This is a genomic window from Desulforudis sp. DRI-14 (assembly GCF_052618305.1).
In genome coordinates this window covers 197,218-220,230 of the sequence record NZ_JBQXEZ010000002.1, presented here as the reverse complement: position 1 = coordinate 220,230, position 23,013 = coordinate 197,218, and the positions used below count along the sequence as shown (strand labels likewise).

The window sequence follows — 23,013 nt, the reverse complement described above, 5'->3', positions numbered from 1 at the left end:
AATAGAGGCATTTACGCCGATAATTAATCCCTTGGTCTATTCTTTTGTTGCACGGGGATCCCGGGTAATTGAGTGCGGGCCGGAGGGTAACGGAAATGGTGCGTTATCCTGGTAGGCCAGGACGTGAGGACATCGGCCTCCGTGGCGTGGGGGCCGGCGTTATGGATCAGGAGCGGCACGCCGTCTCTGCGCCTTCTGTCGGAAACAATTCCGATGTGCTCCAGCGGCCTGCCGAAGACGACGATGTCTCCCCCCTGCCAGGCGGCGAGGTTTTCGGCGTCGCCCGGACGGACATCACAAGTCAGGCTCTCTCCGTATTTACTAAAGAAAACGACAAGGTTCGGCACCCGGCGAAAGTCGATATCCGGATCGGGGTTCCCCGCGACCCTGGGGTAATCCTCCGGGTCGTCGGCGATATCGGCGTCGACGAGGGCCTTGAAGTCGTGCCCGGCGGCGCGCATCGCGCGCCAGACCACGTCGGTGCAGGCGCCCTCGCCGTCCGGAGGGTAACCGCCCGGATAATAGGCCGCGCTGTACCTGGTCTTCCTGTCGGCCTCCGGCCGGGCGCCGGCCACGATATCGTCGGCGTCCAAGACCCCGTCCCCGTCGGTATCGATGTCGGCGACGATCCGCGGCACCGGGCAGGGGCCGTCGTCAACGGCACATCCGGCGGCACATAGCGTGAAAAGCACGCCGATTAGTCCAAAAACAGCCAAACCTAGTTTATGCATCCGCTTCCCCCATAGATTTACTGGTACAGGATTCGCAACGGGACGTGCTTTCTCCTTTGTTGGTGGTAAGCTAAGAAGGAAATAGGAGTGTCCGACTTTTTGGTGAGAGTTGGTGAGGAAACGTGTTGTTAGCGCGATATTTCCGCCTTTGCGGAGCCATATTCCTGTTGTTCTTTCTCTTGTTCCCGGCGGGTTGCGGGAGAGAAGCCCGGCTTTCCCCCCGTGTCGACGAGCCCGGCAAGGCGGAAAAATTACAGCAGGTGGCCGTCTATTACCCCAAAACAACGCAGACCGACGCCTTCCTGGTCCGTGAGATCCACCAGGTCTCCGGCGACCGCAACCCTTACAGGCTGGCGCTGCAGGAACTTATTTCCGGAACGCCCCGAACCCCGGGGGCAACGCAGGTTTTGCCCAAGGGCACCAAGGTTCTCGATATCAGGGTCAAAAACGGGCTGGCAACAGTCAATTTTTCGGAAGACGTTCTCAAGGTCAACGTCGGAGCCATGGGAGAGATGCTCGGCATTCAGTCGGTGGTCAACACGCTCACCGAGTTCCCGGAGATCGAGCGGGTTTCTTTTCTCGTCAACGGCAGGCTGGATAACCGTGCCAAGGACTGGTGGGGACACGTGGGCCTGTACGAGCAGCCTTTCAAGCGGAACCTTTCCAGAGTCTACGAGCCGGCCATTTGGATCACCGCTCCCGCGCCGGAAAGCGTCGTCGGCAGTCCCCTGCGCGTGGCCGGGAGCGCCAGGGTCTTTGAAGGAACGGTAAAGGGGCGGCTGGTGGAAAACGACAGCCGGAAACTGGCGGAGGGCTTTACGACCGCCACCGCCGGAGCCCCCGCACGAGGGGACTTCGAGCTTATCCTGACCTTCAAGCCTCCGGCTGAAGGAAGGGGCCGCCTCGAGGTCTTCTGGGAGAGCCCCGAGGACGGCCGCGAGGTCGACAAGGTCGTCGTTCCCGTACGGTTTAAATAGGCCTCGCTAATAATGAAAAGAGACTGGTCTCACAGCCAGTCTCTTTTTGCGCCAATGCTGCTTAGGACTTTCTCTTGAAGGTTTCACACTGGGTTTGGTCCGAGGCTGAAGCCTGGGACGAGTGGTTGCGCGCGACCTGGATCATCGGAGCGTCACACTTCACGTTATGGTTATACTCACATTCGGTGACGGTGCACTTGATTTCCGGCATCGGCTCACCCCCTTTCTCCGTTATCTTTGCCCATGATTTAGCGAGTTATGCAAAAAAGGGGGGCTCGCAGGGGAAGGCCGTCGGTTGTCAGCGTTCTTCCAGCCGCAGCGCGCCAGCGGCGCCCCGGCCGAAGAGGTAAAGATAGCGCTCCTTGACGCGCCAGCCGAGGACGGTCTCCAGGGCCCGGGCATAAAGCGCGAGCTGCCCTCTGTAGCGCGCGATCATCCCGTTTCCCCCGTCCTTTTCGACACGGCCCGTCTTATAGTCGATGAGCACCGCCCCGTCCTCCTCCAAGAAAACGCAGTCAATCACGCCCTGCAGCAGGACCTTTTCCTCGCTCGGAATTCCTTCCAGGAACGGGTAGACCTCGGACGCGGGGACGGCCATGGTGAACGGGAGTTCGCGGTACACACGCTCAGCCGAACGCATGCGTTGCCCCAGGGAGGTGCGGAAAAAGCCGGCCAACTGGGCACAATCCACGGCCGTCAGCTGGGCCTCCGTAAGGAAGCCGCGCAACTGCAGGTCCTTAAGCTGGCGGCCGACATCCTCTTCGTCAAGAACGGCCTTGAGGTCGAGGTGCTGCATGGCGAGGTGTACCGCGGCGCCGACGTCGGCAGCCGAAAGGGCGCCGGGATGGACGAGGAAGCCAGGCCTACTCCTGAAGGCGTAATCGTCGAACTCGAAAGGCCGGGCTGCCTCGTCCCCGGGCAGGCCGGCGGCAAAGGCGTGCTTGGCTTCGGTGACCGTAAGCTTGGCCGGTATGGTCTGAGCGGGCAGCCACGGGTAGACCCAGCTCAGGCGCCGGTCGATCTCGGCCGCGTGCTGCGGCGGGCCGGGCCAAGGCCGGCCCTGGCCGATGAAGTTTAAAGTCTCCGCCGCCCCAGCGCCGGCTGGCCGGAAATCGCGCAGGGACTCCGGCGTCAGGACGCGGACCGACCAGCGGGAGGGATCGGCAAGCATCCGGTCGGCAGTTTCTCCAATGTCGCATTCCCGTCGCAGGGCGGCGCAGTCGGGGTGCCTGACGAGCGCGGGAACAAGCCAGTCAAGGGGACAGCGCGCCGAGAACAGAATGTGGTCGGGGATGGCCCAGCCGTCGCAGGCCGCAACCTGCGACCAACGCAGCACCGCCTTGCCGCGGTCGGCCACTGAACCGATCAGGATCAGTTTTTCACGGGCCCTGGTCAGGCCGACGTAAAGGGTGCGCATCTCCTCGGCAAGCGCCTCCGACTCCAGCCGGGCCCGGATGGCACGCCTGGCCAGCGTTGGATAGACCACACGGGAGGCCAGGTCGACGACCTGCGGGCCCAGGCCCAGCTCGCGGTGCACCAGGACGCCCTTGTTAAGGTCCTGTTTGTTGAAGACCTTGCCCAGACCGGCCAGGATCACGATGGGAAACTCCAGACCTTTCGCCCTGTGGATGCTCATGATGCGGACCACGTCCTCGTCTTCCCCGAGAGCGCGCGCTGTCCCGAGGTCTCCCCCGCTCTCCCTGATGCGCCCGATGAAGCGCAGGAAACGGAAGAGGCCGCGGAAAACAGTGGTCTCAAACTCCCTGGCCCGCTCGTAAAGCGCCCTGAGGTTTGCTTGACGCTGCGGCCCGGCGGGCAATCCTCCGACAAAATCGTAATAGCCGGTGTCACGGTAAATGTTCCAGATTAGGTCCGAAAGGGCCCCCCGGCGGGCCATCGTGCGCCAGGCCTCCAGCTTTTCCAGGAAGGTGTTAAGGATTGCGGCCGCCGGCAGGGACGGGTCGCCGGCCGCCGCATGCACGGCGTCGTAGAAATCCCCGTTCTCCCTGGCCAGGCGGATGGATGCCAGGTCCTCGCCCGTCAGACGGAAGAGCGGCGAACGCAGAACACCGGCCAGCGGGATGTCCTGCCGCGGATTGTCGATGACGGCAAGCAGCGATAGCATGGTTTCCACTTCGTCGGCGGCGAAGTAGCCCGTGCCGAGGTCGGCGTAAACCGGGATGTCCTGCTGGCGGAATTCCTCCACGAAAACGCTCGCCCAGCCCGACGTCGCCCTCAGAAGGACCACGCAGTCGCGGTAGCCGGCGGGCCGGTAATCGCCCGTCGCCTTGTCAAAAACGCAAACTCCCGACTTGACGATGTTCTTGATGCGCCGGGCGGCGAGCAGCGCCTCCGACTGGCCGGCGGTCAACTCCCGGGCTGACGGCGGGCCGTTTTCTCCCTCGCCGTCCTCGGCGCCGTTTTCCTGTCCGCCATCGAGGTTAAGAAGGTACACCTCCACGGGGCCGGCGACGCTGTCGACGGCGGGAGGCGGCGCGGGGTACAGGGCGGCGTGGACGAGCTCGGCCTCAGCGCCGTACGGCATTTCCGCCGCCCTCGCGGTCATGATCTGCCGGAATAAAAAGTTGACGGCGTCGACGACCTGGGCCCGGCAGCGGAAGTTGCCGCTCAGGTGCACGAGGCGGCCGTCGGCGCCCGGACGTTCCCTGTAATCCGCCTGCTTCGCCAGGAACAGCCCGGGCTCGGCCAGGCGGAACCGGTAGATGCTTTGTTTGACGTCCCCGACCATAAACAGGTTCCGCCCGCCCGGCTGCTGGCGGGAAACAGTCTGCAGGATGCGCTCCTGGACCGCGTTGATATCCTGGTACTCGTCAACAAGCACTTCCTCGAAGCGCCCTCGCAAGTCGCCGGCGATCTCGGTTTCCTCGAGAAGCCGCAGCGCGTGGTGTTCAAGATCGCTGAAATCCAGGACGTTGCGGTTGCGCTTGGCCCTGGCGTAAGCGTTGTCGAAGGCTTTGACGACATCCACGAGAGCGCCGGCCATCGGCGCGACCAGCTTCAGGTCCTCGACGGCCTCCGCCGGGGAACGCGAACAGTATTCCTCCTTGAGCTTTCTTACGAGCTCCTTGGCCCTGTTACGCAGGTGCTGAACGCGTTCCTTCAGGCCGGGCTCGACGTCCCCGCCGCGGCAGGGCTTGATCTTGCCAAAGGCAGCCCGGGAGCAGGCGGCGTAGAAGCTTTCCCAGTTTTCGGCCAAGGTGGTGCGGATACCCGCAACCAGGGCCTCGTCCTCGGCCAGCGTCGCCAGGTAGATCCCGGGCCCGCCCGGTTGCGACGCCAGCGCCCGGGCGAGGCGGAGGTCGTGCAGCGCCCCGTCAAGGGCCAGCGCAATGTATTCCTTGAGATCGCCCATCCACGGAAAATCATCCAGGTCCATCTCTTGAGCCGACAGCGACCCTGCCGCCCCGGCGAGCCACGCCTGCGGATCGGGATGGGCGCCGGCGTGCCTGTGGATGTCCAGGACCAGGTCCTGCAGCAGGTGGTCGCCGCGTTCCCCCCCGTAGGCGTCGACCAGAGCCAGAAACCCCGTTTCCCCGGAAGCGTAGTAATGCTCGAACAGGGTCTCCACCGCGTCCAGGCGCAGCAGCGCGGCCTCGTGCTCGTCGGCGATGCGGAAGGCCCCGTCGATATCGAGCTTGTAAAAATACTGCCGCACGAGCTCCAGGCAGAAGGAATGCAAGGTGGTGATCGAAGCCCGGTCAAGCAGGGCGAGTTGCCGGGCCAGGTACCTGTTCTCCGGGTCGACGCCGAGCGCGGCCCCGACGGCCAGCCCCACCCGCGCGCGGATCTCGGCGGCGGCCGCGTTGGTGAAGGTGACGACCAACAACCGGTCGACGTCGACCGGTTTTACAGGATCGGTGATGCAGCGCACGATGCGCTCCACCAGGACGGCCGTCTTCCCCGTCCCGGCCGATGCCGCAACCAGGACGTTGGTGCCCCGCGCGGTGATGGCCTCTTCCTGCTGGGCGGTCCATTGCGTCGTCAATTCCCGTCACCTCCGGCCGCAGCCGCGAGGGCGAGCCAGATCCGGTCTACAGGTTGCGCCCGCAATCGCCGGTATTCATTGCCGGGCAGCAAAGGGTCGAAATGGCACACCGGGCGGTAGGGGCAATACCTGCAGGAATTGTAGCTCTTGCCGTCACAGGGGTTGATCCCGACGGCGCCGTCCAGCATCGCCTTGCCGGCCGCGGCGAATACCCGGTGGACGTGCGCCCGCAGCAGGTTGAACCGGTCCTCGGATACGGCGGCCGCGGGCGGATAAAACGAGCCGTCGCTCTTAAGGCCCACCGGCAGGATTTCCGACAGGTGACCCGTTTGCCTGTCCATCATGCGGACGACTTCGGAATCGGCCAGAACGAACCCCTTCAGTTTGAGAGCGGCAAGGATTTTCTTCTCGGCCTCGGGAGGGTTCAACGGCCCCGGCGCGGCGACGAACGGGTCGCTGACGCTGAAATACAGAATCCCGGCCGGCAGGGCCGGCTTCCCGCATATCCGGACGGCGTGCGTAATGATGACGTCCAGGTACGCCAACAACTGCAACTGAAGGCCGCAGGCGATAAGATTGAGGTCGGGATTGACGCGGCCTGTTTTATAATCGATAATGCGGAAATAGTTACCGGAAGGTCCCGCAGCCATATCGACCCGGTCGATGCGCCCCTGCAGCTCGATCTCGCGGTCGTCGCCCAGTTTGAGCCGGATCGGGGGCAGTTCTTCCCCAGGACCGAAACCGATCTCAAAGGCCACAGGCCTGAAAGCCCCCCGGCGGCAGTGTTCGGCCATAAGCGTCAACGACCTTTCCAGGGTGCGCTGCAGCTTCCGGCTGAAATAGCGGAAACGGGCCGTGCTGAACAGGATTTCGCTTTTAAACTTCGGGGCCAGGTCCTCAAGCACTTCCGAGGCCAGCCGCCTGATCCCGGCGCGGTCGAGCTTTTCCCAGCCGTCTTCCCCGTCCCGCACACGCTCCCCGGCCATCTTCAAGGCGGCATGCAGGAAATCGCCCACCGCCGGCGCTGCAAAATCGAACTGGAGCCGCTCGCTCAGGCGCAGCCCGTGGGACATAAAGTGTGCGAAATGACAGGCCTGAAAACGTTCGACCTGAGAGACGCTCAAGCGTATGGGACAGCGGTACAGGTGCCGGGCCTTGACCGGGGAAATGTTTTGCTCGTTGTTCCGAAAAGTCAGACTGGCCAACAAACTCTTAAAACGGCCGGCCCACTGCGGGGCGGTCAGAAACCAGTTATAGGCTTCCAGCCAGACGGGGTCGCAGGAACCGCCCCTCCGCAAGGCCCGGAGCGCCGCGATAACGCAGGACATCGTCGGCTCCGGGCGGCATATCCAGGAGACATCCCCCGACGCCGGTTCAATGCCGGCGAAATCCTCGCGCAGCCGCGGGAAAAGCTCTTTAAGGCGCTGCAACAGCCGCGAGGGAGACAGGGCCCGCCCCTCGGCATCGCTCATCGGATAGCTGACCCACAAATACTCGCTGGCTCTCGTAAGGGCGATGTAGACCAGGTACTGTTCCTCGAAGACACGCTGCCGGCCGGATGGCGACAGTTCCACCCCGAGCGCTCGCAGGCGCTCCTGCTCGCGTTCGGTGAACAGGCCGTTCTCGGACGGCCGCATGGGCAGAACGCCGTCGTTGGCCCCAAGCACGAAGCACGCTTTGATCTCCGGGTTGCGCGAGCGGTCAAGGGCGCCGACGAGCACCTGGTCGACCCCGGGAGGGATCATTCCCAGGCGGATGCCTTCCACAGCGCTGCCGATAACCCGGACAAGGTCCCGGAGCGGAAGGTCCGCCTCGCCCAGGATCAGGACGAGCTGGTTAAGCAGGTGCACGACCTGTTCCCACACCTGTTTGTGTTCCTGGCTTTCTTCGAGCCGTCCGTTATTCGCGGCCGCTCTGGCCCACGACGCCAGGCGGCCGGGAACGCCGAGCCCGTCCAGCAGCTTGAACAGGTTCGCCGCGAGGGCGGCCGCGCCGGGAGCGCTCCGGGCTTGGGCGCAAAAGGCCGCCAGCTCGCGGGTCGCGCGCCTGCGGATGTCGTTGATCCGAGCAAGGAACCGCTCTTCCCCCGGGCTTGGCGCCGAGGCGTCATCCAGGCTGCGCCGCGCGAGGTACGGCCAGGGTTCGGCGCTAAGCCACTGGCCTTCCCTGATGCCGTGGGCCAGGACGTAGTTTTCAAGCAAATCAACCTCTTCACGGGTCACCGGGACGAGATCGGTCTTGAGAAAGCGGAAAACGGCGTCGTACGGCCAGCCGTCGGCCGCGACCTCCAGGGCCGAGGAAACCAGCTCGATAAGCGGGTGATGACCGACCGGCCTCTTGCGGTCAATAAAAAACGGGATGCCGTAATCGCTGAAAACGCAGGCCAGCAGGTCGTGGTACTGTTCGATGTCACGCATAACGACGCTTATTTCCCGCCACCTGTAGCCCCGGTCGCGGGCCAGGCTCACGATCTCGCGGGCGGCGGCCTCAACCTCGGCCCTTCGGTTGGCGCCCGCCACCAGGCGAAGGCCGGCGGGAATACCTTCGTAGGGCGGTGACGGGCGGCGATAAAAGGAAGACTCCAGATGCCGCAGCACCGGGCTGTCGAGAAAGCGCGCCGGCGACGACAGCACCACCGTCTCCTCGATGCGTACCCCGGCGCGGGAAGCCATTTCAACCAGCCGCCGGTAGGTGGCGCGGGTGGGATAGAAACCGTCGGACTCGTCGGCGGCGCCGGCATTGCCGGGGTCCAGGCAAAGCGCGACGTTCAGCCGCCCGGCGTGCAGCGCCAGCGCGTGCAGCATCGCATATTCTTGGGGGGTAAAACCGGAAAACCCGTCGACCCATATCTCGGCATCCTTGCATATCAGGGCTTGGCCGGCTTTTTGGGCCGCAAGGGCGAGAAAATCGTCGGGATCGGTGTACCGGCCCTCGAGCAAGCGGCCCAAAGCCGCCCAGACCGCAACCAGGTCCCCCAACTTGTCGGCCAGGGGGTCGCCGGGGATGCTTTGCCGGGCGGTCAGGAGTTCCCGCGGGCCGACGTTGCAGAATTTCAGTTCGGAAAGGGTGCGCGCAAGAACATCACAGAAACCGGGCTGCGCCGATGACCGTATAAAGTATTTTAACTCTTTGCGGTGTTTTTCCAGGATCAGGCGCAAGGCGATACGTTTGCCGATTTCGCTGATGCGCGGGTGGCAGGCTCCACCGGTTTCCTGGAGGATGCGCAGGGCGAGGCGGCGGAAGCTCAAGACGTGAGCCCTTGTAAAACCGCCGAGCCCGCTCGTGCGGGCCAAACCGAGTTCGGTCTGGAAAGTAGCCTGTTCCGGGACAAGCAGGATTAGCGGGCGGCCTTCGGGGGCCCGGCGCAACCGTGCCCCGATCTCGTCGAGGCACAGCCTGGTTTTCCCCGCGCCCGCGCGGCCGAGGATCAGGCGAAGATGCAAAGGACGTTCCTCCTCCGTTCCCAAATGCCCGACAGTATTATTTTCCGGGGGAAAGACAGCGGTTTGTCATTGCGACAACATTTCGGAAGAAACGGCAGGTATTCCTGCACGCCTTTTAGGAGCCCGGCCTGCGCACATAACCCCGGATGCTGCTGCCCCGGGAATGCACGAAGGTTTCTCCTTCGCGCCGTTCGAAGACGTACAGCATATCGGCCGCCGCTGTGAGATGCTGGTCGTGGGTGGCCATGACGATCTGCCTGTCAAACGTGTCGGCTACCGTTTTGAGAAAACGGCTCAAGCCGAGCGCGTACTGGTCGCTCAAATGCTTGACGGGCTCATCGAGAAGGAGAGGGCCGGGAAGCCTGGGCTGGTGACCCTCCAGGAAAGCAATGCGCAGGGCTAGGGAGATGACGTCGACGATCCCCGCGCCCTGGGATTCCTGAAGAATCCCTTCGAGGGGAACGGCTCCGGAGGAAGACACGATAGAAAATTCGCAGACAATCTTCGGGTCGCGCCTGGCGAAACCTATCTTGAAGGTCGGCTCCGGCCCGAAAATAAAACGCAGCGCGCTGTTGACAAAATCCTCGACATCGCGCCGGGCGCTTTCCCTTACGCTGGCGGAAGACTGGGCGAGCAGCCGGCAGGCCTGCTCAAGCACACGGACGTCTTCCTCGCCGGCGCCCCGGGCTACACCCTCTTGCAAGGCGCTCAAGCAGCCGTCCAGGGCCCGGTCGGCCACGTGGGCGCCGCGAAGACGGCCGATCGCCTCCGCCCGCACGTCCTCCGGCTCGGTAAGCAAAAACGGCTGGTCGAACTGGCGGGAGACGTTGATCGCTGCCAGGACGCCGTCGGCGAGCAAGACGGGGGCGATCCCGTGGACGCCGCGCACCTCCTGGGGCACCTCGGCGTCGCTGGTTTCAAATGTCCGGCTCGCGCCGCCGGGATAGAGGATGAGGTAGGAATTCCGCGCGCGGGTGCGCGTCCTGCTGAGCGCCGTCCCGTCGCTGTACTCCAGCGAGACGCGGCACCAGTCCCGGCCCGAACGGATGAAAGCCGTCCCGCAGGGCTCGTTGTAAAAAAGCCAGACCAAGGCCCGCAAGACGCTGCTTTTGCCCTGGTTCGACTCACCGACGAGGACGTTGAAACCGGGCACCAGGACAAGCTCGGTCCTGCCGTGGGATTGAAAATTCTCAAGGACGACGCGGGCGATGTATGCCGTCAATTCACCCTATTCCTTTCCGGGCATCCTGTAAACGGTGCATGGCTTCGTCGCGCACCTTCTCGGACAGCGTGTCCCTCTGGGCCAAGTTGTGCAAAACGTCTTCGAGGGTGGAGGCCGATCCCCAACCCTTGAGGTAATCGGATAAAACTGCTTCCCGGGCTGTAAAATTATTGGCTTGCTGCGTGTCGATAACGGTGCTTCCAAGGGGTGCCGAAGTTAGCGGGATCAAGACGTAAGCAGGCTTTTCGCCCGTAAGGTCGATGAGCAGGACCTGCGGCCGGCGCTGCACATCAGCCGGCTGCGGCGAAAGGCGCGCGAGGGCGCCGGGGTTCGCCACCGTCCGCCCGTCGAACGTCACGGGAGCAAAGCCGAAGTGGGCGTGGCTCCCGAGCGTCAGGTCGGCTTCGGTGTTTTGTGCGACGGATTCGGCCAGGGTATGCGGTATCTCGGGCGCCACAGGCCGGGTCAAAAGCAGGCCGTGCGTGGTGTGGATGGCGAAATCGCAATCGACCTTGCGGACGCAATAATCCATCCTGAAGTCCCGCCTATCCATCGCGTAGTGAAAGTGCATTCCCGAAAGCTGCACTCTGACACCGCCGGCTTCGACGTAGACAGGAGATCCGGGCTGCAAGAGGCGAAAATGCCCCAGCCTGGACAGGAAGCCAAGCATGGTGCGGTCGAGCGTTTCGGGGTTATAGGCGTAAATGTCGTGGTTCCCGGCCACGGCGTAGATGGGGGCCCTGATACGCGCCAAGATTTCCATGAAGTCCCCCACCACGGGCAGCGGCAGGCTGGGCATGTCAAAAACGTCACCGCCGTGGATCACAAAATCGACGCGGTGCGTTTCAACGAGGCCGACCACCTCGATGAGCTTGGCGCGGAGGGTCGAGGCGAAATCGTCGAGCCTGTATTTGGGGTTCGTGCCCCGGATGTGGGTGTCGGTCAAGTACAAGAGCTTCATACTCGGCCTTCCCGGATTTACTTTAGATGTTGCTCAGGTTTTCGTCGGCTTCCCCGGTATTTCCTGCCGTGAGGGATAGAGAGAAGAAAAAGCCCGGCATCGTAGGAACTGTTGAAAAACAACAGTTGCCGGTCCTCTCCGAGCTTTCAGTAGGATTCGACAGCCTGGTTTCATTAACTTGAGATGCGTTTTGTTAAAGCCCCATTTAGCCGGCAGTCTAATAGCTTGGCTTGGTGTCGGCTGTCATCTCTCTTCATCGTTGCGGACCTGTGAGTGGAAGAGTTCGTCAAGCGACGGCTCGTGCTCCGCGCGGCTAACCTGGTCGATCACTTCCCTGACGCCTCGTGCCTTCGCGGCGGCGGGCCTCGCGGCGCGAATCTCCGATGGGTCGTCGGTATGACCGACCAAAAACACCCTTCCTCCGCTAACCTTCGCCCCGACCCGCTTTGCGTCCAACCCCGGGGTCTGGGCGAACTCCTCCATCACCTCTTCCAAGACCTCGGCGTCGGTAATCTGCCCGTCGGTGCTGATGGCAACGTCGTTCTCCACCCTTTTTACGCCGGGCATGGACGAAATCAGCCGGGTAAGCTGCTGCTTTTCGGCAAGAGTATCGACGATACCCGTCAAAACAACCTCTCCGTCGTGCTCGCTGGCGTTGAGGTCATAGCTGTAGAAACCTTTGTGGTGTTCCAGGAAATCCTGGATCCGCTGGCCGACTCCCCGATCGGCTTCATCGTGCATGTCTGCGTCACCTCAGGATTATTATGCCCAGCACTCAACTCGACAACCAAAAGGTCACGAGCTAACACTTCTTTACGATCCACTCGTCATTGAGTGCTGGGTGGCCCTAAAGCGGCAATCTCCAGCAGCAACTGTGAAAGTTCTGGGCTCTTGACCAGGATGACGCCCCGCTCGGACAAACCGTAGCACTGAACCAGGTCACCGGGTACCGCCGCAAGAATCAACAGCCGGTCGTTTTTCATTCGCAGGAAGAGGCCGCCATTGGGCTTTTCGGCGTCCGGAACCTCCAAAACCGGCACGGACGCATTAAGGAGCTCCACCGCGGTTTTGGCCTGGACGTCATCGACGTTCCACTGCTTTTCCGTATCCCTGTATAATACCTCTTCCAACTCTCCTGGCTGGACGGCTACACCCGGCATCGTGGCCGCCAGCATGCGGGCACTGCTGCCGTTTGGATGTCCTGAACCGCGCTTCGGAACGCTGCCGCCGTTGACAGTAGCAGTCAGTGATCGCGGCGAGCTGCCCTCTGAGCTGCCATTATCCACTATAACAGAGTCTTGCCCCTGCAACACTCCTTCATTATCGGGAGACATCCCGATGACCCCCGGAGCGGTTTTAACCTGCGATTGGGCACCCTCGTCCCTTAACTGTTTATCAACCTGCTGTTCCTGACTCTTGGCTCTACCTGGCTGGGAATCCGCGACCTCCCGGGGCGGCCCGAAACCAAACTGCTGCAGACCCAAACCTACACCGACAGCCAGGAAGAAAACGGCCGCGACGGCGAATGCGCCCAGCCATCCTTGCCATAATCTTGCGGGCCGGACCACCAGTTTCTGCTTGAGGGCCCGCCATGCCGATTCAGTATCAAAGCCAGGACTATCCAGGGCCTGCGCGTACAGCGCGAGCTTCGTATCGACAAAGCTGCTGCACTCCCTCAAGTTATCCAGTCCCTCGCGGCACAAGTCGCACTCTGAAAGGTGCCGTGCAATGCGTTCACGTTCACTTTCGGGGACTTCGCCGTCCAAATAGGCCTGCAACGTACCCTCGTTAAAACACATGGTTAGGCACCTCCCTCCTGGCGATTGAATTCATCACGGAATTTGGCTCGCGCCCGGGCCAGGATAGTACCCACGGACGAAGCCTCCACGCCTATGGCCCGCGCCACTTCGGCATAACTGTACCCGGAAAACCTAAGGATCAAACATATTCGGTCGCGTTCAGCAAGTTTGTCCAGAACGGACCTGACCTGTTTCACCTCGTGCCGGCGCCAGAACTGGTCGACGTCGGTAGTGTGCACCCCTTCGGAAACCGTCCTGAGCTCTCTTTTCTGGCGGTTCTGTTCCCTTTGGATGTGCTTATAGGCCAGATTGACAGCCACCTTACGCAGCCACCCGACAAGATTGTCGCGATGACGGGGCGGCGTCGCGTACAGCTTGAGGAAAGTCTCCTGGGCCAAATCCTCAGCGCTTGTCCGGTCGCCGGTAACATAAGCTAACTGGCGGCAGATTTCCGGATAATAGCGTTCAAAAAGCTGCTGGTATTCTTCCAGCGTTAAACTGATACCTTCCCTAACTCCTCTTTCAGAGATAGGTCCACACCTCCTGGACCACTCTCTATTCTATCTAATCCTTGAGTGGCTGATTTGTGACGTTAAAGCGCCACAGGAAATTATTAGACAGATTTTATAACCTGCTAGTCCTGTATGGTCTCAAAGTACCATCCAGACCATACCCTAACCTCCCAGATAACCAACGATCAAGTCCCCGACCTCGCTGGTGGAATACCCCATCCTACCGGCGGCCATGCTCTTGAGGTTGTTGGCGCACGCCAGCTTCACGGCCTCTTCCACCGCTTGCGAAGCTGCGTTCTCGCCCAGGTGTTCGAGTAGCATCGCCATGCTCATGACGGCGGCAAGCGGGTTGATGACGTTTTTACCTGTATATTTCGGGGCCGAGCCGCCGATCGGCTCAAACATCGAGACACCCTCGGGGTTGATGTTGCCGCCCGCGGCAATACCCATGCCCCCCTGGATCATGGCGCCGAGATCGGTGATAATGTCGCCGAACATATTGTCGGTAACAATCACGTCGAACCACTCGGGGTTCTTGACCATCCACATGCAGATGGCGTCAACGTGCGCGTAATCCCGCTCAATGTCGGGGTATTCCTGGCCCACCTCGTGAAAGACGCGCTCCCACAGGTTAAAGGCGTAAGTCAGGACGTTGGTCTTGCCGCAAAGCGTCACCTTTTTGGCCTTGTTGCGCTTGCGACAGTATTCAAAGGCGAACCGGATGCAGCGTTCCACGCCCTTGCGCGTGTTTATCGAGGTCTGAATGGCCACTTCATCGGGTGTTCCCTTTTTGAGAAAGCCGCCCGACCCGGTATAGAGCCCTTCGGTGTTCTCCCGCACCACGACGAAATCAATATCCTCGGGCCCCTTTCCTTTTAACGGGCATTCAACGCCGGGAAAGAGCTTGACCGGGCGAAGATTGACGTACTGGTCAAGGGCAAACCGCAGGGTCAGCAGGATACCTTTTTCCAGGATGCCGGGTTTAACGTCCGGGTGACCGATCGCTCCCAGGTAGATCGCATCGAAAGTCTTTAGTTCATCTACGGCGTCGGGAGGCAAGACCTCCCCGGTCTTCAAGAAACGCTCCCCGCCGTAGTCAAATTCAACGGTCTCATACGCAAAGTCAAACTTTTTGGCGATGGCGGCCAGAACCTTAAGGCCTTCACGGACCTGTTCCGGACCGGTCCCGTCCCCGGGAATTACAGCAATGCGGTACATCTTTTACACGCCTCCAAATGCTTGTTAAATTTATTGGCATTTCCGAACGGAAATGCCTTCGAGTCCTACTACTTACTGCCTACTACCGCCCAATCCGCCAGGACTGGGTTTGAGGCGGCTCCTTCCTATTCTACCGCAAAAAGCGACTTATGTCGCAGTTTATTTACGGCTGCCGTTGCGCATTCTAACTGCGGAAAGGCCGATTAGGAGGGAAAAGCGTTGAAGACCGTAAACATCGATTTCGGGCACAAGGTCGACGACGGCGACATACGCTGGCTGGCCGCGACGTTGCCGGGATTGCGGCACGAAGACGAGCTGGTGATCACCATGGAGGCCGCTGACGCCCACCAGGCCGAAAGGGTCTACGAAATGCTGACCGAAGGAGACTTCGACTACCAGCCCAAAACCGACGACCACGGACAGGTTTACGTGATAACGGCCCGCAAACGGGCCCCAAAGCACTAAGTGCTTAGGGGCGGGTGACCATCCACCCCGTCCCTGGTCACCACGGCGATGATCAGCCTCCGGCGCGGAGGAGGTTCCTGACCGAAACGGTAAGCCTTCTGTAAGGCTGTCATGGCCTCGTCCAGCCCGGCCGGGTCGTTGACGTGCAGGATACCCAGGGGCTCCCCTTCTTCCACGCGCATGCCGACCTTTTTTATGACCGTTACCCCGACCGCCGGATCGATCGACGATTCTTTGGTAAGCCGTCCGGCTCCTAACAGCGACGCCGCCTTGCCGACAGTCTCGGCGTCTATCGACTCGACAAAGCCGGAGGCCGCACTGGGAACAGGCACTTCCCGCGCGGCGCGCGGCAGCAGGCTCCCGTCCTCGATAACGGCAGGGTCGCCGCCCTGCGTGCTGATCCATTCCCGGAATTTGGCAAGCGCGCATCCGCCGGACAGGAGTTCTTCGCACAGCCTGCGCGCATCGGCCGGGGTCGGGGCCTTGCGTCCCAGGACAACCATGTAGGACGCCAGGTTGACACACAATTCTCTAAGGTCTTCCGGGCCTCCGCCCGCAAGGACGTCTATCGCCTCGCGCACCTCCAGGGCGTTGCCGACCGCAGTCCCGAGCGGCTCGTCCATGCCGGTCACCAGGGCTACGGTGTGCAGGCCGCGCCGTTCGCCGACAGCGACCATGGCCCGCGCCAGATCAACGGCTCCCTGCACCGTTTTCATGAAGGCTCCGCTCCCGGCCTTGACGTCGAGGACGACTGCGTCGGCGCCGGAGGCCAGCTTCTTGCTCATTACGCTGGAGGCGATCAGGGGGATGCTGTCCACAGTCGCCGTAACGTCCCGCAGGGCATAAAGCTTCTTGTCGGCCGGGGTTAGGTTTCCGGTCTGGGCGACGACGGCCACTCCTGTCTCCCTGACCTGTTTTGCCATTTCGTCGAGGGTCAGCGTGGTCCGGAATCCGGGGATCGACTCCAGCTTGTCCACCGTCCCGCCGGTGTGGCCGAGACCCCGCCCGGACATTTTCGCGACCGGGACTCCGGCGGCGGCCGCAAGGGGCGCCACGATAAGGGTGGTCTTGTCGCCGACGCCGCCGGTGCTGTGCTTGTCGACCTTGATCCCCGGGATGGAACCGAGGTCGCAGCGATCACCCGACCGGACCATGGCCTCCGTCAGGTCGACCGCCTCCCGGTCGCTCATGCCCCGAAAATAAACGGCCATTAAAAAGGCGGCCATCTGGTAATCAGGGATCGATCCCTCAGTATAGCCTTTGACGAGGAAGTCTATCTCCTCAACTGACAATTCGCCCCCGTTGCGCTTCTTCAGGATAAGATCGTAGGCTCTCACCGCGCATCCCTCCCTGCAAGTGTCTCCTGCAAAAAGCTGCGCCCCGTTCCCCACGGTATCCCGAACACCTCGGCTGCCGTCGCGGCCATGTCGGCAAAGCTCTCGCGGGTTCCCAGGGGCCGGTTTCCACGCGTCCCCGGATGGTAGGCCAGCACCGGCACGTATTCGCGGGAGTGGTCGGTGCTGCTGGTCGTAGGGTCACAGCCGTGATCAGCGGTAATGACGAGCAGGTCCTGTGCCGCGAGGTGCGCCAAGATCCGTGGCAGGGCGCCGTCAAAGGCCTCCAGGGCGGCGGCATACCCGCAGGCGTCGTTGCGGTGGCCGTAAAGCATGTCAAAGTCAACAAGGTTGGCGAAAATCAGACCCGTGGGGAAACCGTCAAGGGCGCGGTGAATAGCGTCAACACCGTCGGCGTTGTTCCTAGCGGGGAGGTGGGCGGTGATCCCGCGCTCGGCGAAGATGTCCTTGACCTTGCCGATGGCCACGACGTGCTGGCCGGCGTCCTTCAGGGCGTCAAGGACCGTCGGCCCCACGGGGGGAAGCGCGTAGTCGTGCCGCCTTTCGGTCCGTCTGAAGGAACCGGGCTCGCCCGTGAACGGCCTGGCGATGACCCGGCCGACGGCGTGCTCCCCCCGGAGCAGTTCCCTGGCCGTCTCGCATATCCGATACAGCTCCTCGACGGAAACGACGTCCTCGTGCGCAGCGACCTGGAAGACACTGTCGGCGGAGGTATATACAATCAGGGCGCCCGTACGCATGTGCTCCGCGCCCAGTTCTTCGATGATCGCCGTTCCGGAAGCGGGTTTGTTGCCTAGGACGGAACGGCCGATACGCCTTGAGAACTCCTCGATGATCTCGCCGGGGAAGCCCTGCGGGTATACCGGGAACGGCTTGTCCAGGATGAGACCGGCCAGTTCCCAGTGGCCGGTGGTCGTATCCTTTCCCGCCGATTTTTCGGCCATCTTGCCCCAGGCGGCCAGCGGTTCCTCTGCCGGGGGAACGCCCTGGATGGGAGCGATGTTGCCCAGCCCCAAAGCCCCCAGCGTGGGAAGCCTCAGCCGGCCCACCTGGCAGGCGATGTTGCAAAGCGTGTTGCTGCCTTCGTCGCCGTACGCCGCCGCGTCGGGAAGCCAGCCGATGCCGACGCTGTCCAGTACAATCACAATTACGCGGTTGATTGGCAAATATCAGCCCTCCTCGCTGCTTTTATTATTCCCGCTGCGCTAGGCGCGGGGATGGGCGGCATTGTAAACGTCGCGCAGCTTGCTCAAGGTTACGTGAGTATAGATCTGAGTGGTGACGATGTCAGCGTGCCCCAACAGTTCCTGGACCACGCGCAGGTCAGCCCCGTTTTCGAGCAGATGGGTGGCGAATGAATGCCGTAAGGTGTGGGGGCCGATTTCTTTCTGAATCCCTGCAGCCCCGGCATACGCCCGGGTCATTTTCCAAACCGTCTGCCTGGTGAGGGGCCTGCCCCTGCGGTTGAGGAAAACCAGGCCGGTAGGCTCGGAAACCAGCGCGGGCCTGACTTCGCGTAGGTAAAGACTCACATAGCGGGCGGCGGTGCTGCCTAGGGGCACCATCCGTTCTTTTGCCCCCTTCCCCAGGCAGCGCACGAACCCTTTTTCCAGATTAACGTCTTTCAGTTCCATCCCTACCAACTCCGAGACGCGCAGGCCGGAGGCGTACAACGTTTCAAGGATGGCGCGGTCGCGCAGCCCGAGCGGCGTCGCGGTGCTGACGCTTTCGAGCAGCCGTTCGACCTCGTCCACCCTCAAGACTTTGGGCAGGCGCAGCATTACGCGAGGCGACGAAAGGGTGCTTGAAGGGTCAGCGGGCAGCATGCCCTCGGCGACCAGGAAGCGCAGAAAACTCCGGATGGCGGACAGGCAGCGGGCCAGGGTCTTCGGGCTCTTCCCCGCATGCTGGAGCTCACCGAAAAAGGCCGTGATCAACCCTTTGTCCTCCGGCTGGAGTTCGGTGACACCGCGTTTTTTAAGAAAAGCGCAGAATTCCTTGAGATCCTGTTCATACGCTTTGATGGTGTTAAAAGACAGGCCCCGCTCGACGGCAAGGTAATCGAGAAACTGCCTGACCCGCGTTTCCATGCCATCACTTCCGAGATTTTCTAACAGTTGTCTTTCTCCCCCATAAAAAAAAATCCTACCGGGAATTGGCCCGGTAGTAATCTTTGAGACTGTCTATGATGCCGCTCCAGGGGTCTCCGGTCGCCGGCGTGACAGCCCCCGGGTTCTTCGGCGCGGAGGTTGTAAGAATGCCGTAGACCTGCGTCGAAAGAATGGCGATGATCAGCACCAGGAGCAGGAGCCTGAAGGCGAACAGGACCTTGCGCTTGATGGCCGAGATGATGACCACAATCAAGGCGTCATCCCCCTTTACTGCCCGCAGACGGCCAGCGCGGCACGCAGCAGATACGGGCTCACAAAGGCTTCCACCAGGCCCGAGCCTATCGCTACGGAAAGCGACGCGCAGATGGCGGCGGTGTAGCGGAGAAAGCTCGACCATACGGTGACCTGGGGGTTGAAGCCCCTTCTCACGAGAAGCAGCGAAAACGACAGGGCAGCGACACCGGCGAAGATCATGGCCGGCAAAAGGATGGTGTTCTGGGGAAGGAGCGATGCAGACGCCAAAAGGACCCCCGGCAGACCCTGCTGCCCGACGATCAGGCTGGCGGCGAAGCCGAGAGCGAAGCCCCGCACGAAGATCAGGGCCAGCATCACCGGCGCGCCGATCACCGACAGGCCGGCGAAATAGACGGCGCCGAAGAAAACGAGGTTTTCAAAGGTGGCGGCCTTGAGGATGGCGGCCCCATGCAGCCCCTCGGCGGGGGTTGCGGAGAAAAGCGTGGAGATGTAAGCCTGGAGCTCATCAACCTGCTCGCCCTGGAGGCTGCCGGCCGACCACACGCCCACCCCCATGCCGATGACAAGGAAAAGAATAACCACCAGGTAAAGGGCCCAGTTGTTCCTTAAAGAAGCCACCCAGATCTGGCGAATAACCCTAGGCATTACAGAGATACCCCTTCCCATCATCGCCGGAAGGACCGCTATGACACTCTGTCTCTATCAGCATTGTATGGGACGGCTCTCCAGTTTATGCCATTTAAAGAGCCTTTCGAACCACGATCTCTACCGCATGTAAAGTTGTATTGATGGGAGCAAGGTTACAGGTAACGGCATTAGGGAAGGGAGTTACACACGTGATTTCAAGAATAAAAGTGGCCTGTTAAATCCTGTTAAATATATGACTGACCCCAGGTATCGTTAACGGTCCCCCGATAGAAGACGGGGATTGCAGATGACCTGCTTGAATATATTTAAGATTTTACTTCTCAAGCCCTGATAAAGTTCTCCGCGACAAGGCGGGCGGCGGCGCCCGCCGCCCGGAAGAAGGCGGGGTCGTCCTGCGGGCCGCGCCCCATGGTGGTCACCTGCAGTCCGGTTTCTTCAAGCGCCTTGATGCCGATTTCGCCGTCGAGGATCCTGACGTCGTGCTTTTCGGCCAGGCCGCTGCACGCGATCTGTTCCATGATCACGTCCATATGCGGGGGTTCGAGGGAGGGGATGGGAAGGCAGGCCCTGACGAGGGCGACCCTGGTAAGGGCGGTGACGGTGTGGTGGCTGATCCCGCGATGCCGCAAGCGCCGGTCGCCGAAGCTGATGCGCGGGATGGCCACGGGCAGTCCTCCCAGGGTATGCACGGCGTTGACGATCTGGCCCTGTTCGAGCCCCGTGAACCCGAAGGTTGAACCGGTGCCGACCACCCCGGGACCCATTACGGCGATAATTACGTCGGCTTGCGCGGCCACCTTGGCGGCCAGCAAGCCGGAGTAAATGTTAATGGCCTCGAAATCGCCTCCAAAGGCATGACCGCACGTCACGGTAGCCTGTACAAACCCCTTTTCTTTAAGCTGGTGGACAAGACGGCTGAAAGCCAGGGGCAGCGCTCCCCCATCCGTCATGAGGTACACCACCCGCAGGGACGGGTCAAGGACGTGAAGGGCCGCCGCCGCAGGGCCCAGCATGCTGTGCAGCCCGCCGATCAACACGGGCGTGCCCGAAAGCGACGTGCAGTCCCGCATGGCCTGGGCGTGGGGACTGGCTTCTTCCTCGACGGTCAGGACTTTGACCTGGCACGGGGCATAGCGCATTTTCATAATGTGACCGGGCTCCGGGGCATCGGTGGCCGTAATCGAGTGATTAGCGATGACGAAATGCACGCCTCCTGTCCCAAGCTTCTTATGGACAGCGGTGGTGTTGAGCGCAACCTCGTCCCCCGGCTGTACCGGTCCGGTCAGGTCTTCGTAACAAACGGCTCTCTCCTGCCGCCCCTCCACGTCGACAAGCACTTCACATATGCCGGGCCGCCGGGCGACGATCTCCAAAACCAGTCCCCGTCGAATGCGAATCAAGCGATGACCTCCAAAGCGCTGCTGTCTATTAGTATATTGCCAGGAGCCGGCAAATCCAACAGAAATTGACCCCCGCAAGGCCGCGATGCTATACTGGTACGAGATTTGGATCGGGAGGTGGTGCTTCGTGCCCTTCGACGGCTTAGTCCTGGCCGCTGTCCGCCGGGAGCTCTGCGGCCTTTGCACGGGCGGGCGCCTCGAACGGGTGCAGCAGCCGGCCCCTGATCAGCTCGTGCTGCTGATACGCAGCCGAGGGGAGAAATTCCGCCTTCTTGTATCCGCCCACGCAACTGGATACCGCGCCCATCTGACCGCATCGGCGCCGGCAAACCCGCCTTCTCCTTACACCTTTTGCCAGGTTTTGCGCAAGCACCTTGAAGGCGCGCGCATAGAAACCATCGAGCAGCCCGGGTTTGAAAGAGTGCTGCGCATAGCGCTGGGAGGCCGCGACGAACTGGGACGGCCCTTCAGAAAAACGCTTGTCGCCGAGTTCATGGGCAAACATTCCAACATCATTCTCGTCGACGAAGACGGGATCATCCTTGACGGCATCAAGCGCTACACCCACGCCGTAAGCCGTCTCCGCCAGGTCCTGCCCGGCGCGGAATACGTCTCTCCCAAACGCGAAAAAAAGGATCCGCTGGATATCGACGAGGAGGGTTTCATGGATGCCGTTACCGGGAAGGGCCTCGGCATTTCGTTGGCCGCAGCCCTGCAGCAGAGTTTTGAAGGCTTAAGCCGCGTTATGGCGGGCGAACTTCTATACCGGGCCAACCTTCCGGCCGATATTCGCGTGGAAGAATGCGGGGTCTACGAGCTGCGCACGGTGATGACGAGCCTGCGGAATCTCTTCCTGAAGGCTTTAGCCGGGCGCTTCAGGCCGGGGCTTTTACTCGGCGCTGCAGGCCAGCCCGTCGACTTCGCAGCCTTTCCGCTTGAAGGCGCGCCCGGCATCCAATGGCAGGAATACACAACCATGAACGAAGCCATCGACCGTTTTTATACTTTCCGCTTGCAGAGCGAGGCCGTCGAAGAGCAGCGCCGGGCGCTGCTCGGCATCGTTAACCGTGAAGTCAAAAAGATCGATCGGCGGCTTGAGGACTGCCGGTCGGTGATCGGCAGCGCCGGGGAGGCCGAGCAGAACCGGATCTACGGCGAGCTTATTACCGCCAACATCCACCAGTTACAACAAGGCGCGGACCAGGCCATGCTCACCAACTTTGCCGTCATGCGGAAAGTGACTGTCCCCCTCGATCCCGCGCTGTCTCCCTCCGCCAACGCCCAGCGCTACTTCAAACGCTACCGCAAGCAGAAAGGGGCCGTCGCCAGGGCCTGCGAGGAAACCAGGAGCCTCGAAAACGAAAAGGCCTATCTTGAGGCGGTGGAAACCAGCATCGTCCTGGCGGCCGGCCTCGACGAGCTTTCGGAAATCCGTGAGGAACTCGTCCAGCAGGGTTACTTGTCTGGCAATAAAACAGCGCCCAAACAAGCCGGGCGCCCGTCCCCGGTAGCCGAACCCCTCTCTTTTGCGGCCCCCAACGAGATGCGCATACTTGTGGGGCGCAACAACCGGCAGAACGACATCGTAACCTTCAAGCTTGGCAAGGACGAGGACGTATGGCTGCACGCCAGGGGCGTGCCGGGAGCGCACGTGGTTATCAAGACAGCGGGCCGGGAAGTCGATCCGGACACCCTCGAAAAAGCCGCATCCCTCGCCGCGTATTTCAGCCGCGCGCGGCTCGCCCCCAGCGTCCCCGTCGACTACACGCTGCGCAAATACGTAAAAAAGCCCAGGGGCGCCAAACCCGGGCTGGTTATCTATACAAACGAGAAAACCCTTACCGTCTCGCCGTCACCGCCCTGATCAGTCGCCGGTAAGCGGTCGTCGGTCGTCAGAATAGCAGGGATTC

General features: G+C 61.7%; 19 protein-coding genes. 3 read left to right on the top strand and 16 right to left on the bottom strand.

Annotation, left to right across the window (positions count from 1 at the left end; translation table 11 throughout):
• Positions 1-23: 23 nt before the first annotated feature.
• Positions 24-731, bottom strand: coding sequence for a DUF1287 domain-containing protein (locus tag ACUM6F_RS02820; RefSeq protein WP_445348309.1), 708 nt, complete (start codon positions 729-731; stop codon positions 24-26).
• 167 nt (positions 732-898) lie between these two features.
• Between ACUM6F_RS02820 and ACUM6F_RS02815 the strand changes: the two genes are divergently transcribed.
• The gene (locus ACUM6F_RS02815; protein WP_425621665.1) at positions 899-1,708 is read left to right on the top strand and encodes a Gmad2 immunoglobulin-like domain-containing protein; all 810 of its coding nucleotides are present in this window, start codon (positions 899-901) and stop codon (positions 1,706-1,708) included.
• Between the two features lie 61 nt (positions 1,709-1,769).
• On the opposite strand, the gene ACUM6F_RS02810 is transcribed toward ACUM6F_RS02815, so the two are convergent.
• From ACUM6F_RS02810 to ACUM6F_RS02770, 9 genes are all read right to left on the bottom strand, one after another.
• Positions 1,770-1,919 (bottom strand): DUF1540 domain-containing protein, encoded by a 150-nt coding sequence (locus tag ACUM6F_RS02810; protein ID WP_426377621.1) that lies wholly within the window; start codon positions 1,917-1,919, stop codon positions 1,770-1,772.
• Positions 1,920-2,006: 87 nt separating this feature from the next.
• On the bottom strand, positions 2,007-5,714 hold the full coding sequence (gene addA, locus ACUM6F_RS02805; RefSeq protein WP_445348308.1) for a helicase-exonuclease AddAB subunit AddA: 3,708 nt from the start codon (positions 5,712-5,714) through the stop codon (positions 2,007-2,009).
• On the bottom strand, positions 5,711-9,157 hold the full coding sequence (gene addB / locus ACUM6F_RS02800; RefSeq protein ID WP_445348307.1) for a helicase-exonuclease AddAB subunit AddB: 3,447 nt from the start codon (positions 9,155-9,157) through the stop codon (positions 5,711-5,713). The genes addA and addB overlap by 4 nt, the downstream gene beginning before the upstream one ends.
• Positions 9,158-9,272: 115 nt before the next feature.
• On the bottom strand, positions 9,273-10,379 hold the full coding sequence (locus ACUM6F_RS02795; RefSeq protein ID WP_425621662.1) for an AAA family ATPase: 1,107 nt from the start codon (positions 10,377-10,379) through the stop codon (positions 9,273-9,275).
• Between the two features lies 1 nt (position 10,380).
• The gene (locus ACUM6F_RS02790; RefSeq protein WP_445348306.1) at positions 10,381-11,340 is read right to left on the bottom strand and encodes a metallophosphoesterase family protein; all 960 of its coding nucleotides are present in this window, start codon (positions 11,338-11,340) and stop codon (positions 10,381-10,383) included.
• A gap of 243 nt (positions 11,341-11,583) precedes the next feature.
• The gene (locus tag ACUM6F_RS02785) at positions 11,584-12,081 is read right to left on the bottom strand and encodes a BON domain-containing protein (RefSeq protein WP_425621660.1); all 498 of its coding nucleotides are present in this window, start codon (positions 12,079-12,081) and stop codon (positions 11,584-11,586) included.
• 86 nt (positions 12,082-12,167) lie between these two features.
• The gene (locus tag ACUM6F_RS02780; protein WP_445348305.1) at positions 12,168-13,139 is read right to left on the bottom strand and encodes an anti-sigma factor family protein; all 972 of its coding nucleotides are present in this window, start codon (positions 13,137-13,139) and stop codon (positions 12,168-12,170) included.
• 2 nt (positions 13,140-13,141) lie between these two features.
• Complete coding sequence (locus ACUM6F_RS02775; RefSeq protein ID WP_426405622.1) at positions 13,142-13,630, bottom strand: RNA polymerase sigma factor SigX; 489 nt, start codon at positions 13,628-13,630, stop codon at positions 13,142-13,144.
• Positions 13,631-13,813: 183 nt separating this feature from the next.
• Complete coding sequence (locus tag ACUM6F_RS02770) at positions 13,814-14,869, bottom strand: 3-isopropylmalate dehydrogenase (protein WP_445348304.1); 1,056 nt, start codon at positions 14,867-14,869, stop codon at positions 13,814-13,816.
• Between the two features lie 219 nt (positions 14,870-15,088).
• Here ACUM6F_RS02770 and ACUM6F_RS02765 point away from each other — a divergent pair, with 219 nt between their 5' ends.
• Complete coding sequence (locus ACUM6F_RS02765; RefSeq protein ID WP_425621657.1) at positions 15,089-15,334, top strand: hypothetical protein; 246 nt, start codon at positions 15,089-15,091, stop codon at positions 15,332-15,334.
• Here ACUM6F_RS02765 and ACUM6F_RS02760 read toward each other — a convergent pair.
• The 6 genes from ACUM6F_RS02760 to ACUM6F_RS02735 all read right to left on the bottom strand — a co-directional run bounded on the left by ACUM6F_RS02760 (position 15,331) and on the right by ACUM6F_RS02735 (position 21,103).
• Positions 15,331-16,671, bottom strand: coding sequence for a pyrimidine-nucleoside phosphorylase (locus ACUM6F_RS02760; protein ID WP_445348303.1), 1,341 nt, complete (start codon positions 16,669-16,671; stop codon positions 15,331-15,333). The genes ACUM6F_RS02765 and ACUM6F_RS02760 overlap by 4 nt on opposite strands.
• Complete coding sequence (locus tag ACUM6F_RS02755) at positions 16,668-17,849, bottom strand: phosphopentomutase (RefSeq protein WP_445348334.1); 1,182 nt, start codon at positions 17,847-17,849, stop codon at positions 16,668-16,670. The genes ACUM6F_RS02760 and ACUM6F_RS02755 overlap by 4 nt, the downstream gene beginning before the upstream one ends.
• 45 nt (positions 17,850-17,894) lie before the next feature.
• The gene (gene xerD, locus ACUM6F_RS02750; protein WP_425621654.1) at positions 17,895-18,779 is read right to left on the bottom strand and encodes a site-specific tyrosine recombinase XerD; all 885 of its coding nucleotides are present in this window, start codon (positions 18,777-18,779) and stop codon (positions 17,895-17,897) included.
• A 55-nt stretch (positions 18,780-18,834) separates the two neighbouring features.
• Positions 18,835-19,053, bottom strand: a complete 219-nt coding sequence (locus ACUM6F_RS02745) for a hypothetical protein (protein WP_425621653.1) — start codon at positions 19,051-19,053, stop codon at positions 18,835-18,837.
• 14 nt (positions 19,054-19,067) lie between these two features.
• A complete protein-coding gene (spoIIM, locus tag ACUM6F_RS02740) occupies positions 19,068-19,700 on the bottom strand; it encodes a stage II sporulation protein M (RefSeq protein ID WP_425621652.1) in 633 nt (210 codons plus the stop codon).
• 323 nt (positions 19,701-20,023) lie between these two features.
• Entirely contained in the window at positions 20,024-21,103 is a 1,080-nt protein-coding gene (locus ACUM6F_RS02735; RefSeq protein WP_445348302.1) for a DUF3866 family protein, read from the bottom strand.
• A 127-nt stretch (positions 21,104-21,230) separates the two neighbouring features.
• Between ACUM6F_RS02735 and ACUM6F_RS02730 the strand changes: the two genes are divergently transcribed.
• A complete protein-coding gene (locus ACUM6F_RS02730; protein ID WP_445348301.1) occupies positions 21,231-22,967 on the top strand; it encodes an Rqc2 family fibronectin-binding protein in 1,737 nt (578 codons plus the stop codon).
• The last annotated feature ends 46 nt before the right edge of the window (positions 22,968-23,013 follow it).